Annotated in this window: 14 protein-coding genes; 9 read left to right on the plus strand and 5 right to left on the minus strand. The window is 60.8% G+C overall.

Translation table 11 applies throughout. The features are described from left to right. Nucleotides 1-9: 9 nt before the first annotated feature. From betA to yccS, 7 genes are all read left to right on the plus strand, one after another. On the plus strand, nt 10-1710 hold the full coding sequence (gene betA, locus PMI29_RS21905) for a choline dehydrogenase (protein WP_007995668.1): 1701 nt from the start codon (nt 10-12) through the stop codon (nt 1708-1710). Between the two features lie 271 nt (nt 1711-1981). Further along, nucleotides 1982-3424 carry a TldD/PmbA family protein gene (locus PMI29_RS21900; protein ID WP_007995669.1) on the plus strand — a complete coding sequence of 481 codons (1443 nt, stop codon included), beginning with the start codon at nt 1982-1984 and terminating at the stop codon, nt 3422-3424. Next, a complete protein-coding gene (locus PMI29_RS21895; RefSeq protein ID WP_007995670.1) occupies nt 3424-4761 on the plus strand; it encodes a TldD/PmbA family protein in 1338 nt (445 codons plus the stop codon). The genes PMI29_RS21900 and PMI29_RS21895 overlap by 1 nt, the downstream gene beginning before the upstream one ends. 189 nt (nt 4762-4950) lie before the next feature. Then, a complete protein-coding gene (mdtD, locus tag PMI29_RS21890) occupies nt 4951-6378 on the plus strand; it encodes a multidrug transporter subunit MdtD (RefSeq protein WP_007995672.1) in 1428 nt (475 codons plus the stop codon). A gap of 105 nt (nt 6379-6483) precedes the next feature. After that, nucleotides 6484-7821: an ATP-dependent RNA helicase DbpA gene (gene dbpA, locus PMI29_RS21885; RefSeq protein WP_230853210.1), complete on the plus strand. Its 1338-nt coding sequence runs from the start codon at nt 6484-6486 to the stop codon at nt 7819-7821. A gap of 153 nt (nt 7822-7974) precedes the next feature. Beyond that, complete coding sequence (locus PMI29_RS21880) at nt 7975-9153, plus strand: NAD(P)/FAD-dependent oxidoreductase (protein ID WP_007995674.1); 1179 nt, start codon at nt 7975-7977, stop codon at nt 9151-9153. Between the two features lie 220 nt (nt 9154-9373). Continuing rightward, complete coding sequence (yccS, locus tag PMI29_RS21875; protein ID WP_007995677.1) at nt 9374-11557, plus strand: YccS family putative transporter; 2184 nt, start codon at nt 9374-9376, stop codon at nt 11555-11557. Between the two features lie 157 nt (nt 11558-11714). Here the strand turns inward: yccS and PMI29_RS21870 are convergent, their stop codons facing one another. Beyond that, nucleotides 11715-12452 carry a substrate-binding periplasmic protein gene (locus PMI29_RS21870; RefSeq protein ID WP_007995678.1) on the minus strand — a complete coding sequence of 246 codons (738 nt, stop codon included), beginning with the start codon at nt 12450-12452 and terminating at the stop codon, nt 11715-11717. Between the two features lie 257 nt (nt 12453-12709). On the opposite strand from PMI29_RS21870, the gene PMI29_RS21865 reads away from it, so the two are divergent. Further along, the gene (locus PMI29_RS21865; protein ID WP_007995681.1) at nt 12710-13162 is read left to right on the plus strand and encodes a GNAT family N-acetyltransferase; all 453 of its coding nucleotides are present in this window, start codon (nt 12710-12712) and stop codon (nt 13160-13162) included. 108 nt (nt 13163-13270) lie between these two features. Here the strand turns inward: PMI29_RS21865 and PMI29_RS21860 are convergent, their stop codons facing one another. Genes PMI29_RS21860 through PMI29_RS21850 form a run of 3 tightly spaced genes read right to left on the minus strand, consistent with a single transcriptional unit; the run spans nt 13271 to nt 16262 of the window. Continuing rightward, nucleotides 13271-13567 (minus strand): winged helix-turn-helix domain-containing protein, encoded by a 297-nt coding sequence (locus PMI29_RS21860; RefSeq protein ID WP_007995682.1) that lies wholly within the window; start codon nt 13565-13567, stop codon nt 13271-13273. A gap of 37 nt (nt 13568-13604) precedes the next feature. Then, complete coding sequence (locus PMI29_RS21855; RefSeq protein ID WP_007995683.1) at nt 13605-14093, minus strand: M48 metallopeptidase family protein; 489 nt, start codon at nt 14091-14093, stop codon at nt 13605-13607. Between the two features lie 45 nt (nt 14094-14138). Beyond that, entirely contained in the window at nt 14139-16262 is a 2124-nt protein-coding gene (locus tag PMI29_RS21850; RefSeq protein ID WP_007995684.1) for a putative bifunctional diguanylate cyclase/phosphodiesterase, read from the minus strand. A gap of 312 nt (nt 16263-16574) precedes the next feature. Between PMI29_RS21850 and PMI29_RS21845 the strand changes: the two genes are divergently transcribed. Beyond that, nucleotides 16575-17243 (plus strand): polysaccharide lyase family 7 protein, encoded by a 669-nt coding sequence (locus tag PMI29_RS21845; protein ID WP_007995685.1) that lies wholly within the window; start codon nt 16575-16577, stop codon nt 17241-17243. A 111-nt stretch (nt 17244-17354) separates the two neighbouring features. On the opposite strand, the gene fba is transcribed toward PMI29_RS21845, so the two are convergent. Further along, entirely contained in the window at nt 17355-18419 is a 1065-nt protein-coding gene (gene fba, locus PMI29_RS21840) for a class II fructose-bisphosphate aldolase (RefSeq protein WP_007981624.1), read from the minus strand. Nucleotides 18420-18530: the final 111 nt, after the last annotated feature.

Genomic DNA, 18530 nt, shown 5'->3' on the forward strand with positions numbered 1-18530 from the left:
GTGCATTCAATGTCCCAAGAATTCGACTACATCATCATCGGTGCCGGCTCCGCCGGTAACACCCTGGCGACCCGTCTGACTGAAGACGCAGGCGTCACCGTTCTGCTGCTCGAGGCAGGCGGCCCGGACTACCGCCTCGACTTCCGCACACAGATGCCGGCCGCCCTGGCGTTCCCGCTGCAAGGCCGCCGCTACAACTGGGCCTACGAAACCGATCCAGAGCCACACATGGACGGTCGTCGCATGGAATGCGGTCGCGGCAAGGGCCTGGGCGGCTCTTCGCTGATCAACGGCATGTGCTACATCCGTGGTAACGCCATGGACTACGACGGCTGGGCAAAACTGCCAGGCCTGGAAGACTGGACCTACCTCGACTGCCTGCCGTATTTCCGCAAGGCCGAAACCCGCGACATCGGCCCGAACGACTACCACGGTGGCGACGGTCCGGTCAGCGTGACCACGCCGAAAGCCGGCAACAACCCGTTGTTCCACGCCATGGTTGAAGCCGGCGTGCAGGCTGGTTACCCGCGTACCGAAGACCTCAATGGTTACCAGCAGGAAGGCTTCGGTCCGATGGACCGCACCGTAACGCCGAAAGGCCGTCGTGCTTCCACCGCCCGCGGTTACCTGGACGTGGCCAAGAAGCGTTCGACCCTGACCATCGTCACCCACGCCCTGACCGACAAGATCCTGTTCGAAGGCAAGCGTGCGGTCGGCGTGCGTTACCTGGTCGGCGCTGCCGAAGAGCGCGTCGAAGTCAAAGCGCGCAAGGAAGTGCTGCTGTGCTCCGGCGCCATCGCTTCGCCGCAGATTCTGCAACGCTCCGGCGTCGGTCCGGCCGAGTTGCTGAACAAGCTCGACATTCCGGTGGTCCACGACCTGCCGGGCGTTGGTGAAAACCTGCAGGATCACCTTGAGCTGTACCTGCAATACGCTTGCACCCAACCGGTCTCGCTGTACCCGTCGCTGCTCTTGCACAACCAGCCGGCCATCGGTGCCGAGTGGCTGTTCAACGGCACCGGCATCGGCGCCAGCAACCAGTTCGAAGCCGGCGGTTTCATCCGCACCCGTCCGGAATTCGAATGGCCGAACATCCAGTACCACTTCCTGCCGGTAGCGATTAACTACAACGGCAGCAACGGTGTGAAAGAGCACGGCTTCCAGGCGCACATGGGCTCCATGCGCTCGCCAAGCCGTGGTCGCATCCAGGCCAAGTCCAAGGACCCGCGCCAGCACCCGAGCATCCTGTTCAACTACATGGCCACCGAACAGGACTGGCAGGAATTCCGCGACGGCATCCGCCTGACCCGTGAAATCATGCAACAGCCAGCGCTGGACGCCTTCCGCGGTCGCGAGATCAGCCCGGGCATCGAGGTGCAAACCGACGAGCAACTGGACAAGTTCATCCGCGAACACGCCGAAACCGCGTTCCACCCGTCCTGCTCGTGCAAGATGGGCACCGACGAAATGGCTGTAGTCGATGGCGAAGGTCGCGTGCATGGCATGCAAGGCCTGCGTGTCGTCGATGCCTCGATCATGCCGATCATCACCACCGGCAACCTCAACGCACCAACGATCATGATGGCCGAGAAAATCGCCGACAAGATCCGTGGTCGCAAGCCATTGCCGCGCAGCACAGCCACTTACTATGTGGCGGGTGAAGCGCCGGTGAAGGGCAAGCCGGTGCGGGAAGTGAGCCAGACGGCGTAAGGCGCTACACCGCGTCGAACCTATCGCGAGCAAGCTCGCTCCCACAGGTTTCGGGCTGGATTGCAGATTTGTGATTCAACCGGGACCACTGTGGGAGCGAGCTCGCTCGCGATGGCGCCCGAACAAACAACACACAGCTCCCAGTAATCCCCCTCCACAGATCCAAACTTGATCCTCCCCCCTCGCAAGCCTAATCTAGCGCCACGCAATCGTTTCACCCCTCCCCTCGCAGTACCGCTCTACCGCCACTCCACTCCAAGGAGGTTCACGAATGTTCGATTTCCATCCCCAGCTCAAGCAGCGCTTCGCTGCCTTGCGCACGGGGGCCGAATTCTTTTCCCTGCGTTACGTGCGCGAATCCGGGCAGTACCTGTCGGTGCGCAAGAACGTTGCCGAACCGCCAAGCCTGAGCCGTGACGAAGGGGCGATGCTGACCGTGCGGGTCAATGGCGTCGAGGCCTATGCGGCGACCAACGATTTGTCGCAACAGGGCCTGCAAGCCGCCCTCGAACGCGCCGAACTCCAGGCCCGTCGACTCAAACCGCACGCCTTGCTGGACCTGCGTAAACAGGCTGTTTCCAGCGACCGCGCCGATTACTTTTCACCCAGCCTCGACCAGGCCTTCCCATCCCTGAGCGACTGCTACCAACTACTCGGCGCCGAGTCGGCCGCCGTGCCCAGGGACGAGCGCCTGGTGAACTGGCAGGTCAGCCTCGGCATCACCAGCGTCGAACAGATCTACCTCAACAGCGCCGGTGCCGAACTGCGCCAGGCCCAACGCTTTGTCTACCCCGGCCTGGATGTCACGGCCTACGACGGCAACGACAGCCAGACCCGCAGCCTCGGTCGCGAGAACTTCGGCCAGCAAGGCGCGGCGGACGTCATCAGCCGCTGCGGCCTGATCGGTGCCGGCGCCCAGGTGGCCGATCAGGCCCTGCAATTGCTCCTGGCGCCGAACACCCCGCAAGGCAAGCGTGACCTGCTGCTTATGCCCGACCAGATGATGCTGCAAATCCACGAGTCCATCGGCCACCCGCTGGAGCTGGACCGCATCCTCGGTGACGAGCGCAACTACGCCGGCACCAGCTTCGTCAAAGCCAGTGATTTCGGCAGCCTGCAATATGGCTCCAGCCTGCTCAACGTGACCTTCGACCCGGACATCCCCGAGGAGCTTGCCAGTTACGGCCATGACGACGACGGCACGCCCGCCAGCAAACAGTTCCTGATCCGTGAAGGCCTGTTGCTGCGTCCGCTGGGCGGTGCGTTGTCGCAATTCCGTGCCGGTATGGACGGCGTCGCCAATAGTCGCGCCTGCGGCTGGAACCGCCCGCCCATCGACCGCATGGCCAACCTCAACATCGAACCGGGCGACCGGTCCATTGAACAACTGATCGGCGGTATCGAACACGGCGTGCTGATGTCGACCAACCGCTCATGGTCGATCGACGACGCACGCAACAAATTCCAGTTCGGCTGCGAGTGGGGCCAACTGATCGAAAACGGCGAACTCAAGGGCGTGGTGAAGAATCCCAATTACAGGGGCATCTCCGCGCAGTTCTGGAAAAGCCTCAGCGCCGTCGGCGATGCCAGTACCTTCAAGGTCCTCGGCACACCGAACTGCGGCAAGGGCGAACCGAACCAGGTGATCCGCGTCGGCCACGCGTCGCCGGCCTGCGTGTTCAGCAACGTTGATGTATTCGGAGGAGACGCCTGATGAATCCTTCAAAAAGCCAGGCCGAGTCGTTCAAGGCGCTGGTCAACAGCCTGCGTGCAGCGCTTCACGAGCCCGAGCAGTTCACCCTCAGCTACGCCGCCGAGTCGTCGGCCTTCGTGCGTTTCAACCACGCCAAGGTGCGTCAGGCCGGTCAGGTACAGCAGGCGAGTATCGGCCTGAAACTGATCAACGAAGGCCGGCATGCCGACCTGAACATCACCCTGGCCGGCGACCCCCAGGTTGATCTGCAACGTTTGACCGAAGGCCTGCAACAGCTGCGGGAAACCCTGCCGCTGCTGCCTCAGGATCCTTATTTGCTGCTCAACCACAATGGCTGGCAGAGCAACAATGTGCAGGTGCACCCGCTGCCGGACACCGAACAAGTGGTCGCTGAAATCACCCAGGCTGCCGAAGGCCTGGATCTGGTCGGTTTTTATGCTGCCGGGCCTATCAGTCGCGGCTTCGCCAGTTCTTCGGGCGCTTTCGGCTGGCATCAGGCCAACAGTTTCAACTTCGATTTCAGTCTGTTTCACGAGAACGGCCAAGCGGTGAAAGCCAGCTACGCCGGGCACGACTGGAGCAGCGAAGGCTTTGCCAAACGCTTCCAGCAAGCCCGCGAGCAGCTGGAGTTTCTGGGTCGGCCTTTGCGGACGCTGGCCCCCGGTCAATACCGCGCCTACCTGGCGCCAGCCGCACTGGAGGAAATCATGGGCATGTTGTGCTGGGGTGGTTTCTCGGCACAGTCGATTGCCAGCAAAAGCAGCCCGCTGCAAAAACTCTACGCAGGTGACAGCGCGTTCAGCCCGCTGGTCTCGCTGGATGAAAAAGTCAGCGGCTCACTGAGCCCGGCGTTTTCCGATGAGGGGTATCCGCGCAGCGACCTGGGGTTGATCGTCGACGGCAAGGCCGGGGCACAACTGGTCAGCTCGCGCAGCGCCGCGGAATACGGTTTGACCGCCAATGGCGCCAGCGGTGGCGAATCACCGAGCGCTCTGAACATGAAAGCCGGGGTATTGCCTGACGCCGACATCCTCAAGCAACTGGGCACGGGGTTGTACATCAGCAACCTGTGGTACCTGAACTTCTCGGATCAACCGGCCGCACGCCTGACCGGCATGACGCGGTTTGCCACGTTCTGGGTCGAGAACGGCGAGATTCAGGCACCGGTCAGCACCATGCGCTTTGATGACAGCGCCTTCAGCCTGCTCGGTTCGCAGCTGGAAGCACTGACCGAGGAGCGGGAGTTGTTGTTGTCGGCGAGCACCTACAGCCAGCGGGCGACGGCTTCGGCGTTGTTGCCGGGGGCACTGGTCAGCCGACTTACATTGACTCTGTAAACACAACACTCCAACACACCGAGAGTCCTGTGGCGAGGGGGCTTGCCCCCGTTCGGCGGCGAAGCCGTCGTAAATCCAGCGAATGCGTGTTTTCTGACGATACGCATTTGCTGAGCTGGGACTGCTTCGCAGTCCAACGGGGGCAAGCCCCCTCGCCACAATGGTCCTTTCTAGTCCAATAGAGGTCCCATGCCCAACCGCCCGCCGCTCGACGCTGTCACCGCCCGCTGGGTGCCATGGGTTGTCGCCATCGCGTTTTTCATGCAGTCCCTCGACGGGACGATTCTCAACACCGCCCTGCCGGCCATGGCCCGCGACCTGGCCGAGGACCCATTGCGCATGCAGGGGGTGATCATCGCGTACATGCTCACGGTCGCCTTGCTGATCCCGGCTTCGGGCTGGATCGCCGACCGTTTTGGCACCAAGAAGATCTTCTTCAGCGCAATCCTGCTGTTCAGTCTCGGCTCATTGCTCTGCGCATTATCGAGCAGCCTGAGCCTGCTGATCGGCGCCCGGGTGATCCAGGGCCTGGGCGGTGCGTTGATGTTGCCGGTCGGACGGCTGGTGGTGTTGCGCGCCTACCCGCGCTCGGAGCTGGTGCGAATCATGGGCTTCATCACCATTCCCGGGCTGCTCGGCCCCTTGATCGGCCCGACCATGGGCGGCTGGATGGTGCAATACCTGACCTGGCACTGGATCTTCCTGATCAATCTGCCGGTGGGCCTGGTCGGTTGCTACGCCGTGTGGAAATTCATCCCGGACCTGCGCGGCTCCGAACGCACCCGATTCGATAGTCTGGGCTTCGTGCTGTTCGGCGCGGCGATGATTCTGATCACCATCGCCATGGAAGGCCTGGGCGAATTGCACCTGCCGCACCTGCGGGTGATGTTGCTGCTGTTCGGCGGCATGGCTTGCCTGGCGGCGTACTGGCTGCGCGCCGGGCATGTCGAAAACCCGTTGTTCGCACCGTCACTGTTCAAGACCCGGACCTTTGCCGTCGGCATTCTCGGCAACCTGTTCGCCCGTCTTGGCAGCGGTGCCCTGCCCTTTCTGGTGCCGTTGCTGCTGCAAGTGGCGCTGGGCTATTCGCCATCCCAGGCCGGGATGAGCATGCTGCCGCTGGCCGCTGCGGCGATGATCGCCAAGTGGGTCGCGCGGCCGCTGATCGAGCGTTTGGGTTATCGCATCGTGCTGACCGGCAACACACTGGCACTGGGCATCATGCTGGCGAGCATGGGCCTGGTCAGCGAACAGACGCCGTACTGGCTGCTGCTGTGCCTGCTGGCGATCCTTGGCGCGATCAACTCTCTGCAGTTCACCGCGATGAATACCGTGACCCTGATCGACCTCGACGACGCCAGCGCCAGCAGCGGCAATAGCCTGCTGTCGGTGGTCGCGCAGTTGTCCCTGAGCCTGGGCGTTGCCTGTGCCGGTGCGTTGCTCGGCGGCTTTACGGCGGAAATTGGAAATGACGGCGTGGAGACGGTGCTGGGTGCATTCCAGCTGACCTTTGTGACCGTGGGAATCATGGCGATGCTGGCCGCGACCATCTTTTCCCAGCTCTCGAAGCAAGACGGACGGCGTGTCAAGCGTCCGGAAGAACACATAGAGCCTTAGGGCGAATGGCTATCGGGCTGGTACACTGCGCGACATTTTGTTTTGCAGGCCAGTCCCGTGACCACCATCGCCACCGAATTTAATACTTTGCCGCTGTCCGCCGCCATGCTGGCTAACCTCGACTCCCTCGGTTATGCCCAGATGACGCCGATCCAGGCGCAAAGCTTGCCGGTGATCCTCAAGGGGATGGACCTGATCGCCCAGGCCAAGACCGGCAGCGGCAAGACCGCGGCCTTCGGCATCGGCCTGCTGAACCCGATCAATCCGCGTTACTTCGGTTGCCAGGCACTGATCCTGTGCCCGACCCGCGAGCTGGCTGACCAGGTCGCCAAGGAAATCCGTCGCCTGGCCCGTGCCGAAGACAACATCAAGGTCCTGACCCTGTGCGGCGGCGTGTCCCTCGGCCCGCAGATCGCCTCGCTGGAACACGGCGCGCACATCATCGTCGGCACTCCGGGGCGCATCCAGCAGCACCTGCGCAAGGGTTCGCTGGTACTCCACGGCCTGAACACCCTGATCCTCGACGAAGCAGACCGCATGCTCGACATGGGTTTCTACGACTCCATCGAAGAAATCATCATGCAGGCCCCGGAGCGTCGCCAGACCCTGCTGTTCTCCGCCACCTACCCGGTAGGCATCAAGCAGTTGGCCTCGAAGTTCATGCGCAACCCGCAGCAGGTGAAGGCCGAGGCGTTCCACGACGACACCCAGATCGAGCAGCGCTTCTACGAGATTTCCCCGGATGACCGCATGAGTGCGGTGACCAAGGTGCTTGGCCACTTCCGCCCGGCCTCCTGCGTGGCCTTCTGCTTTACCAAGCAGCAGGTTCAGGAAACCGTCGACCACCTGACCGCCAAAGGCATCTCCGCCGTCGGCCTGCACGGCGATCTGGAACAGCGTGACCGCGACCAGGTGCTGGCGATGTTCGCCAACCGCAGTACTTCGGTGCTGGTGGCGACCGACGTCGCTGCGCGCGGCCTCGATATCGACTCGCTGGACATGGTGATCAACGTCGAATTGGCCCGTGATTCGGAAATCCACATTCACCGCGTCGGCCGTACCGGTCGCGCCGGTGAGAAAGGCCTCGCCATCAGCCTGGTGGCGCCGTCCGAAGCGCAGCGCGCCCAGGCCATCGAGCAACTGCAGAAGACACCATTGACTTGGGATCAGGTGGACAACCTCACCTCCAAGGGCGGCGGCCCGCTGCTGCCACAGATGAGCACCCTGTGCATCGCTGCCGGCCGCAAGGACAAGGTTCGCCCCGGCGACATTCTTGGCGCACTGACCGGTGACGCCGGCATCCCCGGTGCCCAGGTCGGCAAGATCGCGATTTTCGACTTCCAGGCCTATGTGGCCGTGGAACGCGGCGTCGCCAAACAGGCCTTGCAGCGTTTGAACGACGGCAAGATCAAGGGTCGTTCGTTGCGCGTTCGCATCCTGTAAAAACGCATCGCCCCCCTGTAGGAGCGAGCCTGCTCGCGATGGACGACAGAACACCGCTGGGTATCAGACACCCCGCGTAATCGTTGACGTCCATCGCGAGCAGGCTCGCTCCTACAGGTTTGTTTTGTGGTGAGTCATCAAGAGGACACCGTTTTGCGCTCTACCGAAGTCGTGATCATTGGCGCTGGCGCCGCAGGGTTGATGTGTGCGCTGACCGCCGCCGGGCGCGGGCGCAAGGTGTTGCTGCTCGACCATGCCAACAAGGCCGGCAAGAAAATCCTGATGTCGGGCGGTGGCCGCTGCAATTTCACCAACATGTACACAGAACCGGGCAATTTCCTCTCGCAGAACGCGCACTTCTGCAAATCCGCCCTGGCCCGTTACACCCAATGGGATTTCATCGGCATGGTGGCCAAGCACGGTGTGCCGTACCACGAGAAAAAACTCGGCCAGCTGTTTTGCGATAACAAATCCAGCGACATCCTCGAAATGCTGCTGAACGAGTGCGATCAGGTCGGCGTCAGCCTGCACCTGGACACGTCGATCCAGGCGATCGAGAAGCTTGAGCAGGGCTATTTGCTGGACACGACACTCGGCCAGTTGACGTGCGAATCCCTGGTGATCGCCACCGGCGGCCTGTCGATCCCGACCCTGGGCGCCACCGGTTTCGGTTACCAGGTGGCCAGGCAATTCGGTCACGAGCTGCTGCCGACCCGCGCCGGTCTGGTGCCGTTCACCATCACCGACCAGCTCAAGGCCTTGTGCACTGAATTGTCCGGCACCTCGGTGGATTGCCTGGTGAGCTGCAACGATCAGAGCTTCCGCGAGAACATTCTGTTCACCCACCGCGGACTCAGCGGCCCGGCGATTTTGCAGATCTCGTCGTTCTGGGAGTCCGGCGATACCGTCGAGATCAACCTGCTGCCCGATCACGACGTGCCGGGCTGGCTGCAACAGCAACAGGCCGAACGTCCCAACAGTGAGTTGAAAACCCTGCTCGGGGAAATTTTCACCAAGAAGATGGCCAACCTGCTGGCGGACAACTGGTTCGTCTCCAAACCGATGAAGCAGTACACCCACGCGGAGCTGGCCGATATCGCGGAAAAACTGGCGAGCTGGAAAGTCGTGCCGGCGGGCACCGAAGGCTATCGCACCGCCGAGGTGACCCTGGGCGGCGTCAACACCAATGAAGTGTCGTCCAAGACCATGGAGTCGTTGAAAAGCCCGGGCCTGTACTTCATCGGCGAAGTACTCGACGTGACCGGGCATCTGGGCGGCTTCAACTTCCAGTGGGCGTGGGCTTCGGGCTACGCGGCTGCGCAGTACGTCTGATTCAACACAATACCTGTAGGAGCGAGCCTGCTCGCGATAGCGGTCTGACGGTCGACATCAATGTTGAATGTACCGGCCTCATCGCGAGCAAGCTCGCTCCTACATTGAATACGTGCGGCATCAAGGAACAGATTTTGCTGTCTGATGTGATCGGCGCCATTGCGTCGGCGTCATTAGTGGCTCAATTTAGCGTCATTGCCTCGGAAGGCCTTCGCATTTCATGTCATCGACTTCATTCCGCCAGTCTCTGCGTCGCCTCTGGGCGCTGGATAAATTCAGCTACAGCGTGCGGGTATTCATTGCCCTGACCGGCACCATGGCGCTGTGTTGGTATCAGGACGAAATGGGCCTGTTGATCCCGTTGTTCCTGGGGATTATCGCCAGTGCCCTGGCCGAGACCGACGACAGCTGGCAAGGCCGTCTCAACGCGCTGGCCGTGACGTTGGTGTGCTTCGCCGTCGCCGCCCTGTCCGTCGAACTGCTTTTCCCCTACCCCTCGCTGTTTATCATCGCCTTCGCCCTGGCCGCGTTCTGCCTGACCATGCTCGGCGCCCTCGGCGAGCGCTATGGCGCGATTGCCTCGGCGACACTGATTCTGTCGGTCTACACCATGATTGGCGTGGACCAGCGTGGCGGTGCGGTCATCGATGTCTGGCACGAACCGGTGCTGCTGGTGGCCGGTGCCGCCTGGTACGGCCTGCTCTCGGTGTTGTGGCAGGCGCTGTTTTCCAATCAGCCGGTGCAACAGAGCCTGGCGCGATTGTTCCGCGAGCTGGGCTTTTACCTGAAGCTGAAATCCTCGCTGTTCGAACCGATCCGGCAGATGGACGTGGAGGCGCGGCGCCTGGAACTGGCCCAGCAGAACGGCCGGGTGGTGGCGGCACTGAATGCCGCCAAGGAGATCATCCTGCACCGGGTCGGCAACGGTCGCCCGGGGTCGAAAGTCAGCCGCTACCTCAAGCTGTACTTCCTCGCCCAGGACATCCACGAACGCGCCAGCTCTTCTCACTACCCTTACAACGCCCTGGCCGATGCGTTTTTCCACAGCGACGTGCTGTTCCGTTGCCAGCGCCTGTTGCGCCAGCAAGGCAAAGCCTGCCGAGCCCTGGCCGAATCGATCCAGATGCGCCAGCCGTTCACCTATGACGCCAGTTTCGCCGAGGCCCTGAGCGACCTGGATGCCTCTCTCGAACACCTGCGCATCCAGAGCAACCCGGCCTGGCGCGGCTTGCTGCGTTCACTGCGGGCACTGGCGGCCAACCTCGGCACCCTCGACCGCTTGCTCAGCGATGCCAGTAACCCCGACGCCCTGGCCGACGCCACCGACAGCAGCTTGCTTGATCGCTCGCCGCGCAATCTCAAGGACGTGTGGCTGCGCTTGCGCACGCAGCTGACGCCGACATCTCTGCTGTTCCGCCATGCCCTGCGATTGCCCCTGGCGTTGAGTATCGGCTATGCCATGGTGCATTTGATCCACCCGTCCCAAGGTTACTGGATCATCCTCACCACACTGTTTGTCTGCCAGCCGAACTACGGTGCCACCCGCCGCAAACTCGGTCAGCGAATCATTGGCACCGCCATCGGCCTGACCCTGGCCTGGGCGCTGTTCGACCTGTTCCCGAACCCGCTGATCCAGTCGTGTTTCGCCATTGCGGCCGGGGTGGTGTTCTTTACCAACCGCACCACCCGCTACACCCTGGCGACGGCGGCAATCACCTTGATGGTGCTGTTCTGCTTCAACCAGGTGGGTGACGGTTACGGGCTGTTCCTGCCACGGTTGTTCGATACCTTGCTCGGCAGCCTGATCGCCGGGCTGGCGGTGTTCCTGTTCCTGCCGGACTGGCAGGGACGGCGCCTGAACAAAGTGCTGGCCAATACCCTGGCCTGCAACAGCATTTACCTGCGCCAGATCATGCAGCAATACGCTGTGGGCAAAACTGACGACCTGGCTTATCGCCTGGCCCGCCGCAACGCGCACAACGCCGACGCGGCGCTGTCGACCACACTGGCCAACATGCTGATGGAGCCGGGACACTTTCGTAAGGAAGCGGATGTGGGCTTTCGCTTCCTGGTGCTGTCGCACACGCTGCTCAGTTACCTGTCGGGCCTTGGCGCACACCGGGAAACCCAACTGCCGGCGGACGTGCATGAACATTTGATCGACGGGGCCGGGGTGAAACTGGCCGCCAGCATCGACGAGATCGCCCAAGGGCTGGCGAGCAAGTCTTCGGTTGCGATTCAGAGTGATGAAGAAGAAGCACTGGCCAATGAACTGGAACAGATGCCCGATGAAATCGATGAAGGCCAGCGGCTGGTGCAGACGCAACTGGCGCTGATTTGTCGGCAGCTCGGGCCGTTGCGGACGTTGGCGGCGCATCTCATCAAGGATACGAGTGAGGATTGAGAACTCTGCTGTCTGATCGGGCCTCTTCGCGGGCAAGCCCGCTCCCACAGTAGATCTTCAGTCGACACAAGTTTTGTGAACACCAGTGAACCCCTGTGGGAGCGGGCTTGCCCGCGAAGAGGCCGGCAAAAACAACATGGATTCTGGATCAGCCTACTCACATCCCATGCTGCTTCATCAACTTGTCATAACTCCCGTCCGCCTTCATCGCCGCGATCTCGCGGTCGAAACCGGCGACGATCTGCCCATGCTGCGGATTCTTCAGGCTGACCAGAATATGCAGGCTGTTCTCGCTCAAGGGCTTGGGCAAGAATTCCACGGCATTACGTACCTTGGGTGACTCACGGGCCAGGTAGTAGCGAGCGACGTATTCATCCTCCAGTGTCAGTTTGACCCGGTCAACCGCGAGCATGCGCACCGCCATGGCGAAACTGTGCACGGGGATTTTCTGCAACGACTCGTCGTTGTCGAACGAGGGCGAATAAGCGTAACCACGCACGATGGCAATCGGATAAGTGTGCAATTGCTGCAGGCTATTGAATTCGATGGGCGCGTCTTTGCGCTTGAGAAAACGCACGCGATTGAGCAGGTACTCGCCAGAAAACTGGCCGAATCTTGTACGCTCGTCGTTGTACCAGGCGTTGACCAGCACGTCGTATCGGCCCTCGCCCACGCCCATCAAGGCCCGTGCCCAGGGCACCTGCTCAAACTCACTGGCATAGCCGGCCCTGGCGAGCGCGGTACTGACAATGTCCGTGGCCAGACCACCGTTGACAAGCGTGGCATCGGTAAAGGGGGGCCAGGCATCAGCGACCAACCGCAGTTTTTCTGCCGCCGCTCCCTGAACCAGCAACAGCAATCCAATCAAAGCAAAAGCTCGATGCAATCGCGGCATGCTAGAGAATCCTTAGCGGGCGGGTTGCCCGACGTGTTTTCAGCCAAAACCCCAAGGCCCCGTACCGGCATGACCCGGGTACTAAACATTAGCTCATCGAAGCCACAGCACAGCGCTTCGATCCAGATTACACAAAGAAGACATCCACGCGAGAAATGAATGATGGCATTTTGGCCTATGTCACAGATTCTTCCGCCATAAAGACTTCTGGCGTGAGTGCGCTTAGTATCGGAACGACGTTTTCAGGGAATAAAAACATGACCGTCGATTGGATCTGCAAACACCACAGCGACCTGGGCAAGGAGCAGCTGTACGCCATTTTGCAATTGCGCGCAGAAGTGTTCGTCGTCGAGCAGCAATGCGCTTATCAAGACGTGGATGGCCAAGACCTGGAAGGTGACACTTGCCACTTGATGGCCTGGGACAGCAATCAACTGGTGGCCTATCTGCGGCTGCTCGACCCGGAACTGCAAGGCGGGGACGTAGTGATCGGTCGGGTGATCATTGCCCCAAACGCACGAGGCGCCGGGCTTGGACATGCATTGATGGACCAGGCGTTGAAGCAGATTGAAGAACGCTGGCCGGAAACGCCGATCTACCTCTCAGCCCAGACACATTTGCAGGGGTATTACGGGCGGTACGGGTTTGTCGTGACGGGTGAGGAGTTTGTCGAGGATGGTATTCCGCACATTGGTATGCGTCGTTCTTGAAGTCCTTATCGCGAGCAAGCTCGCTCCCACACTGGATTGTGTTCACAACTCAAATCAACTGTGGGAGCGGGCTTGCCCGCGAAGGCATCGGCTCAGACGCTACAGATTTCAGGGGTACTCCAGCACCGCCTTGATCTGCCGCAGATTACGCTCGATCCACCCCCGATCAATCGCCCCCCACTCGCGAATCCGATAGCGCCCCGCATGGTTGCGCGCGCCCTTTTCCTGCTCGAACTCACAAACGATATCCAGATCCGCCAACGCCGCGATGGTGTCCTGCGCCGTGCGCCGGGGCATACCGGTCACTTCGGTGAGCGCCGGGACGCTGCTGGCCAGCCCGCTGTCGATCAGGTACGCCACGTACAACCGGCGATAGAAGCTGCTCTTGGTCTTGCTCACGTCCATCCAATGCTCCTTAAAAGATCGCAGCCTGCGGCAGCTCCTACAGATCCCGCCACGTCAGGTACACCCGCACATCGAACTCCACCTGGTGATACCCCGGCAGCATGTGCTCGCACAGTTTGTAGAAAGCCTTGTTGTGGTCCGATTCCTTGAAGTGCGCCAGCTCATGCACCACGATCATTTTCAGGAACTCGCCAGGCGCTTCCTTGAACAGCGAAGCGATGCGGATTTCCTTCTTGGCCTTGAGCTTGCCACCCTGCACCCGGGAAATCGTGGTGTGCAGGCCAAGGGCACGGTGAGTGAGGTCCAGGCGGTTGTCGAACAGCACCTTGTCGATGGCCGGAGCATTACGCAGGTATTCCTGCTTGAGGTCCAGGGCGTAGGTGTACAGCGCCTTGTCGCTCTGCACCCCGTGTTTTTCCGGGTAACGCTGGCTCAGGTAGTCGCCCAGCCGACCGTCGGCGATCAGCTGGCGCACCTGATCCTGCAAGGTAGCGGGATAGGCCTGAAGATATTTCAACACAGTCATCGGGGCGGCAATACACGTCACTGAAAGGTCGCCAGTGTAGCGAATTCAGCGGGGCAGCGCGCTCCAGTCAAACGGCTGGACAAAGACCCCGGTGTCTTCGGCCATCATCGGCCGGGCCACCAGAAAACCTTGCACATACTCACAGCCATTGGCTTGCAGCCATTCAAACTGCGCGACTGTTTCCACCCCTTCGGCAATCACCAGCATCCCGAACTGTTTGCATAGGTCGATCACACTGCGCACCAGCGCCGCATCCCGTACCGACTCCGGCAACCGGGCGATCAAATGCCGGTCGAGCTTGAGGGTGTCCAGCTCCAGGTCGCGTAAGTGCGACAGGGAGCAGGGTCCGGCCCCAAAGTCATCCAATGCCACTCGTACGCCCAGATTGTGCAGAAGGCGCAATTGCTTGCGGGTTTCTTCGGGGTTGTGCATCAAGGCCTCTTCCGTGACCTCGACCTCAAGTTGACGCGGTTGCAAGCCATGGCGCTCCAGCACCTGGCGCAACTCTGTTGCCAGGTTGGGCATGCCGAACTGTGTACTGCTCAAACTGACGCCCAGCACCAGATCCTCGGTAAACAGGGACTCCCAGGCTTTGCGTTGCCCGGCGCTGCGATGGTAGATCCAGCTGCCCAGATGGCTGATCAGCCGCGCCTCCTCCATCAATGGCAAAAACAGCCCCGGGGGGACATCGCCAACGCTCGGATGCTGCCAGCGCAACAAGGCCTCGAAGCCACGAATCCGCCCGTCGGCTATCGCCACCTGAGGCTGATACACCAGATTGAAATCGCGGTTCTCGATGGCCGTGCGCACACTTTCTTCCAGCATCAGCCGCGAGCGCGCCCGGCCGTTCATTTCGTGATCGTAGAAGCGATATTGCTGGCGACCGGCGCGCTTGGCTTCGTACATGGCGATGTCGGCCGCCCGCAGCATCCCGTCGAGATTGGCGCCACAATCAGGGAACGTGGCGATGCCGATGCTGGCACCCAGGGCGATATCGAGGCCGTCGATCTGCTGACAGATCGACACCCGCTCGATGAGCTTCTCGGCAATCTTCGCCGCTTGCTCGGGGAGTTCCAGATCCAGCAGCGCGGTGAATTCGTCGCCACCCATCCGCGCCAGAATGTCGAAGGGCCGCAGGCAAGCCTTCAACTGCTCGGAGACCCAGCGCAACACCCGATCGCCGGCATCGTGCCCGAGCGAATCATTGACGCGCTTGAAGCCGTCGAGGTCCAGGTACATCAGGACCCAGGAACAGTCGGAACGCTCACTACGCAACAGCAGGTTCTCTACGGTCTGGTAGAAACCCCGGCGGTTGAGCAGTCCGGTCAGCGGATCGGTGACCGCCTGAAATTCCAGTTGCTTATGCAGATGACGCACCACCGACATGTCCAGCACGGTCACGACCATCGCATGTTGCTCGGCAGGCAATGGCGCGCAGGACAAGGCCACCGGCACCTGCTGTCCGGGCGCCGTTCGTAGCAGGGCATCGTGCAGGCGCAGGGTTTCGCCGCGTTTATATCCGGCCAGCAACTCGGAATCGGCCCAGATCGGAATATGCGGTTTTTGCAGGTAGTCCAGAAACTCCTTGCCTTGCAGTTCCTGCACCGTGGCATTGAGCAACCGTGACATCGCCGGATTGGCAAAACGAATCAGACCGTCCTCACCCAATACCAGAATGCCTTCGGCAGTGTTATCCAGCACCGACGCATTAAAGGCACGAGCTGCTTCCAGATCATGACTCAGGCGCTGCAAGGCCCGGCGGTTACGCTGGTGTTCGAGCAACGCCTGGACCTTGGGCGTGAATACCTGTGGGTCGAACGGTTTGAACAGGTAATCCACCGCACCACTGGCATAGCCCTTGATCACGGCGTCCTGGGACTGTTCGTTGGCGGTCAGGAAAATGATCGGCGTGAGACGGGTTCGCTGGCTACCGCGCATCAGGCGTGCCACTTCATAACCGTCCATGCCCGGCATCTGCACGTCCAGCAGCACCAGGTCGAAATCGTGTTCAAGTAACAAACCGAGGGCCTCGAAACCCGAGGCGGCAGTCATGACCCGCCAGTCCTGGCGCTGTAACAACGCGCGCATGCTGATCAGGTTTTCAGGGTAATCGTCGACGACTAAAAGGGTTGAGCCGCCTTCTACTGGCGTGGGTTGCGCGCATTCCATGCTGCTTCTCTAATTGCGGGGGTGTCAGGCCGGTTTCTCGTGAAAACCGGACAAATACTGTGCCTCCACTCTAGACCCGGTTCTGCAAAAGCAGAAGGTGTCAGTGGGCCATCATTTAATCGCAGTGTCTTTTTACCGACTAACGGTCGAAGAAGCCCGGGAAAGATGGCATCTTCGACAGGATGTTGACGTCAACCACCCGTCAGACGAGAGTTAACAAAATATCCCGCTACGCTTATAAAGGCCGCCCCAAAGGTGCGGCCTAGAGCTTCTGGCACGTCCGTGCAGCATGAATCAAGTGGAAGAACCGACATGATCGATCTCGCAACCTGGAACCTCAGCGTCCCCGTCGGCAGCCCGCCGTACACCGTTGAAACCTCAAAACTGGTGGATGGCTTCAAAGATCAATACTTCCATTCCGACACCGGCACCTTGTTTTTCTGGACGCCCGTTACGGGCTCCCGTACCGAAAACGCGATTTATCCGCGCACTGAATTGCGTGAAACCTACAGCAACGGCACGTTGCACAACTGGTATTACCCTGATGCCGACAATTTGTTGCATGCCACTCTGGCAGTGAACCAGGTGCCGAGCTCCGGGAAAATCGTCATCGGCCAGATCCATGCCTATCAAAGCCAAAAACCTCTGGTGAAGGTCGAGTACCAATACAAAACCAGTACAGCCACCGGCAATATCGTGGCCAAGGTCCGGATGCATCCCGATGACGATGTGGGCCGGGTGATCATCGTTGCGACGGGAGTGAAACTGGACCAGGAGTTCAACTATCTCATTCACCTCAGCCCCGGTGGCGCCTTGGGCATCAGCGCGGCAGGTTATCAATGGGATACGCAAATCAGCACAACCTGGCGCGACAAACCGTTGTACTTCAAGGCCGGGGTGTATGTGCAGGACAACACCGGATACACCACTGAAGGCGGGAAAGTGACCTTCAGCAAGCTGGATATCGATCACAATCAATGATGTCGAGGCACCGTTGCCTGCTCCCACACTGACCGCGTCGACCATGGATCATCGCCCACAAAAAACCCGCCTTTCGGCGGGTTCTTTATTGATGAAGCTTAACGCCCGGGCTTAGTTGACCTTGGCGTTCAACTCACCCTTCAGATAACGCTGGTACATCCCTTCCAGCGAGATCGCCTTGATCTTCGATGCATTACCGGCAGTACCGAAAGCTTCGTAGCGAGCGATGCATACGTCGCGCATGGCGGTGACGGTGGCGCCGAAGAATTTACGTGGGTCGAACTCGCTCGGGTTGGTGGCCATCAGGCGACGCATTGCGCCGGTGGACGCCAGACGCAGGTCGGTGTCGATGTTGACCTTGCGCACGCCGTGCTTGATGCCTTCGACGATTTCTTCAACCGGTACGCCGTAGGTTTCCTTGATGTCGCCGCCGTACTGGTTGATGATCGCCAGCCACTCTTGCGGAACCGAAGACGAACCGTGCATCACCAGGTGAGTGTTCGGAATGCGCTTGTGGATTTCCTTGATGCGGTCGATGGCCAGCACGTCGCCGGTAGGCGGCTTGGTGAACTTGTAGGCGCCGTGGCTGGTACCGATGGCGATGGCCAGGGCATCCACCTGAGTGCGTTTTACGAAGTCAGCGGCTTCTTCCGGGTCGGTCAGCATCTGGCTGTGGTCCAGAACGCCTTCGGCGCCGATGCCGTCTTCTTCACCGGCCATACCGGTTTCCAGCGAACCCAGGCAGCCCAGCTCGCCTTCTACCGAAACACCACAGGCGTGGGCCATGGCCACGGTCTGTTGGGTCACACGGACGTTGTAGTCGTAGTCGGTCGGGGTCTTGCCGTCTTCGCCCAGGGAACCGTCCATCATCACCGAGCTGAAGCCCAGCTGGATGGAGCGCTGGCAGACGTCAGGGCTGGTGCCGTGGTCCTGGTGCATGCACACCGGGATGTGCGGGAATTCTTCGATGGCGGCCAGGATCAGGTGACGCAGGAACGGTGCGCCGGCGTATTTGCGAGCACCGGCCGAAGCCTGGACGATCACCGGGGAGTCAGTCTTGTCAGCGGCTTCCATGATGGCGCGCATCTGCTCAAGGTTGTTGACGTTGAAGGCTGGAACGCCGTAGCCGAACTCGGCTGCGTGGTCCAACATCTGGCGCATGCTGATAAGTGCCATTGTGTGTATCTCTCCCGGTTGAGGGTCGTTAATCGTGCCAGCCTGCCGGAGCGGCGGCGGCTATTCAAGTTATTGCAGATCGGGGGTTGGCCCGGGCTGCGAATTCGGTGT

This window comes from Pseudomonas sp. GM49 (assembly GCF_000282355.1).
In the GTDB taxonomy this organism is placed as follows: domain Bacteria; phylum Pseudomonadota; class Gammaproteobacteria; order Pseudomonadales; family Pseudomonadaceae; genus Aquipseudomonas.

Coding starts and splice junctions, on each gene's coding strand:
- PMI29_RS21860 (WP_007995682.1), bottom strand. CDS start 13,567: ATGGACGTGAGCAAGACCAAGAGCAGCTTCTATCGCCGGTTGTACGTG.
- mdtD (WP_007995672.1), top strand. CDS start 4,951: ATGCCCAACCGCCCGCCGCTCGACGCTGTCACCGCCCGCTGGGTGCCA.
- PMI29_RS21900 (WP_007995669.1), top strand. CDS start 1,982: ATGTTCGATTTCCATCCCCAGCTCAAGCAGCGCTTCGCTGCCTTGCGC.
- PMI29_RS21845 (WP_007995685.1), top strand. CDS start 16,575: ATGATCGATCTCGCAACCTGGAACCTCAGCGTCCCCGTCGGCAGCCCG.
- fba (WP_007981624.1), bottom strand. CDS start 18,419: ATGGCACTTATCAGCATGCGCCAGATGTTGGACCACGCAGCCGAGTTC.
- PMI29_RS21855 (WP_007995683.1), bottom strand. CDS start 14,093: ATGACTGTGTTGAAATATCTTCAGGCCTATCCCGCTACCTTGCAGGAT.
- betA (WP_007995668.1), top strand. CDS start 10: ATGTCCCAAGAATTCGACTACATCATCATCGGTGCCGGCTCCGCCGGT.
- PMI29_RS21895 (WP_007995670.1), top strand. CDS start 3,424: ATGAATCCTTCAAAAAGCCAGGCCGAGTCGTTCAAGGCGCTGGTCAAC.
- PMI29_RS21850 (WP_007995684.1), bottom strand. CDS start 16,262: ATGGAATGCGCGCAACCCACGCCAGTAGAAGGCGGCTCAACCCTTTTA.
- PMI29_RS21865 (WP_007995681.1), top strand. CDS start 12,710: ATGACCGTCGATTGGATCTGCAAACACCACAGCGACCTGGGCAAGGAG.
- PMI29_RS21870 (WP_007995678.1), bottom strand. CDS start 12,452: ATGCCGCGATTGCATCGAGCTTTTGCTTTGATTGGATTGCTGTTGCTG.
- yccS (WP_007995677.1), top strand. CDS start 9,374: ATGTCATCGACTTCATTCCGCCAGTCTCTGCGTCGCCTCTGGGCGCTG.
- dbpA (WP_230853210.1), top strand. CDS start 6,484: ATGCTGGCTAACCTCGACTCCCTCGGTTATGCCCAGATGACGCCGATC.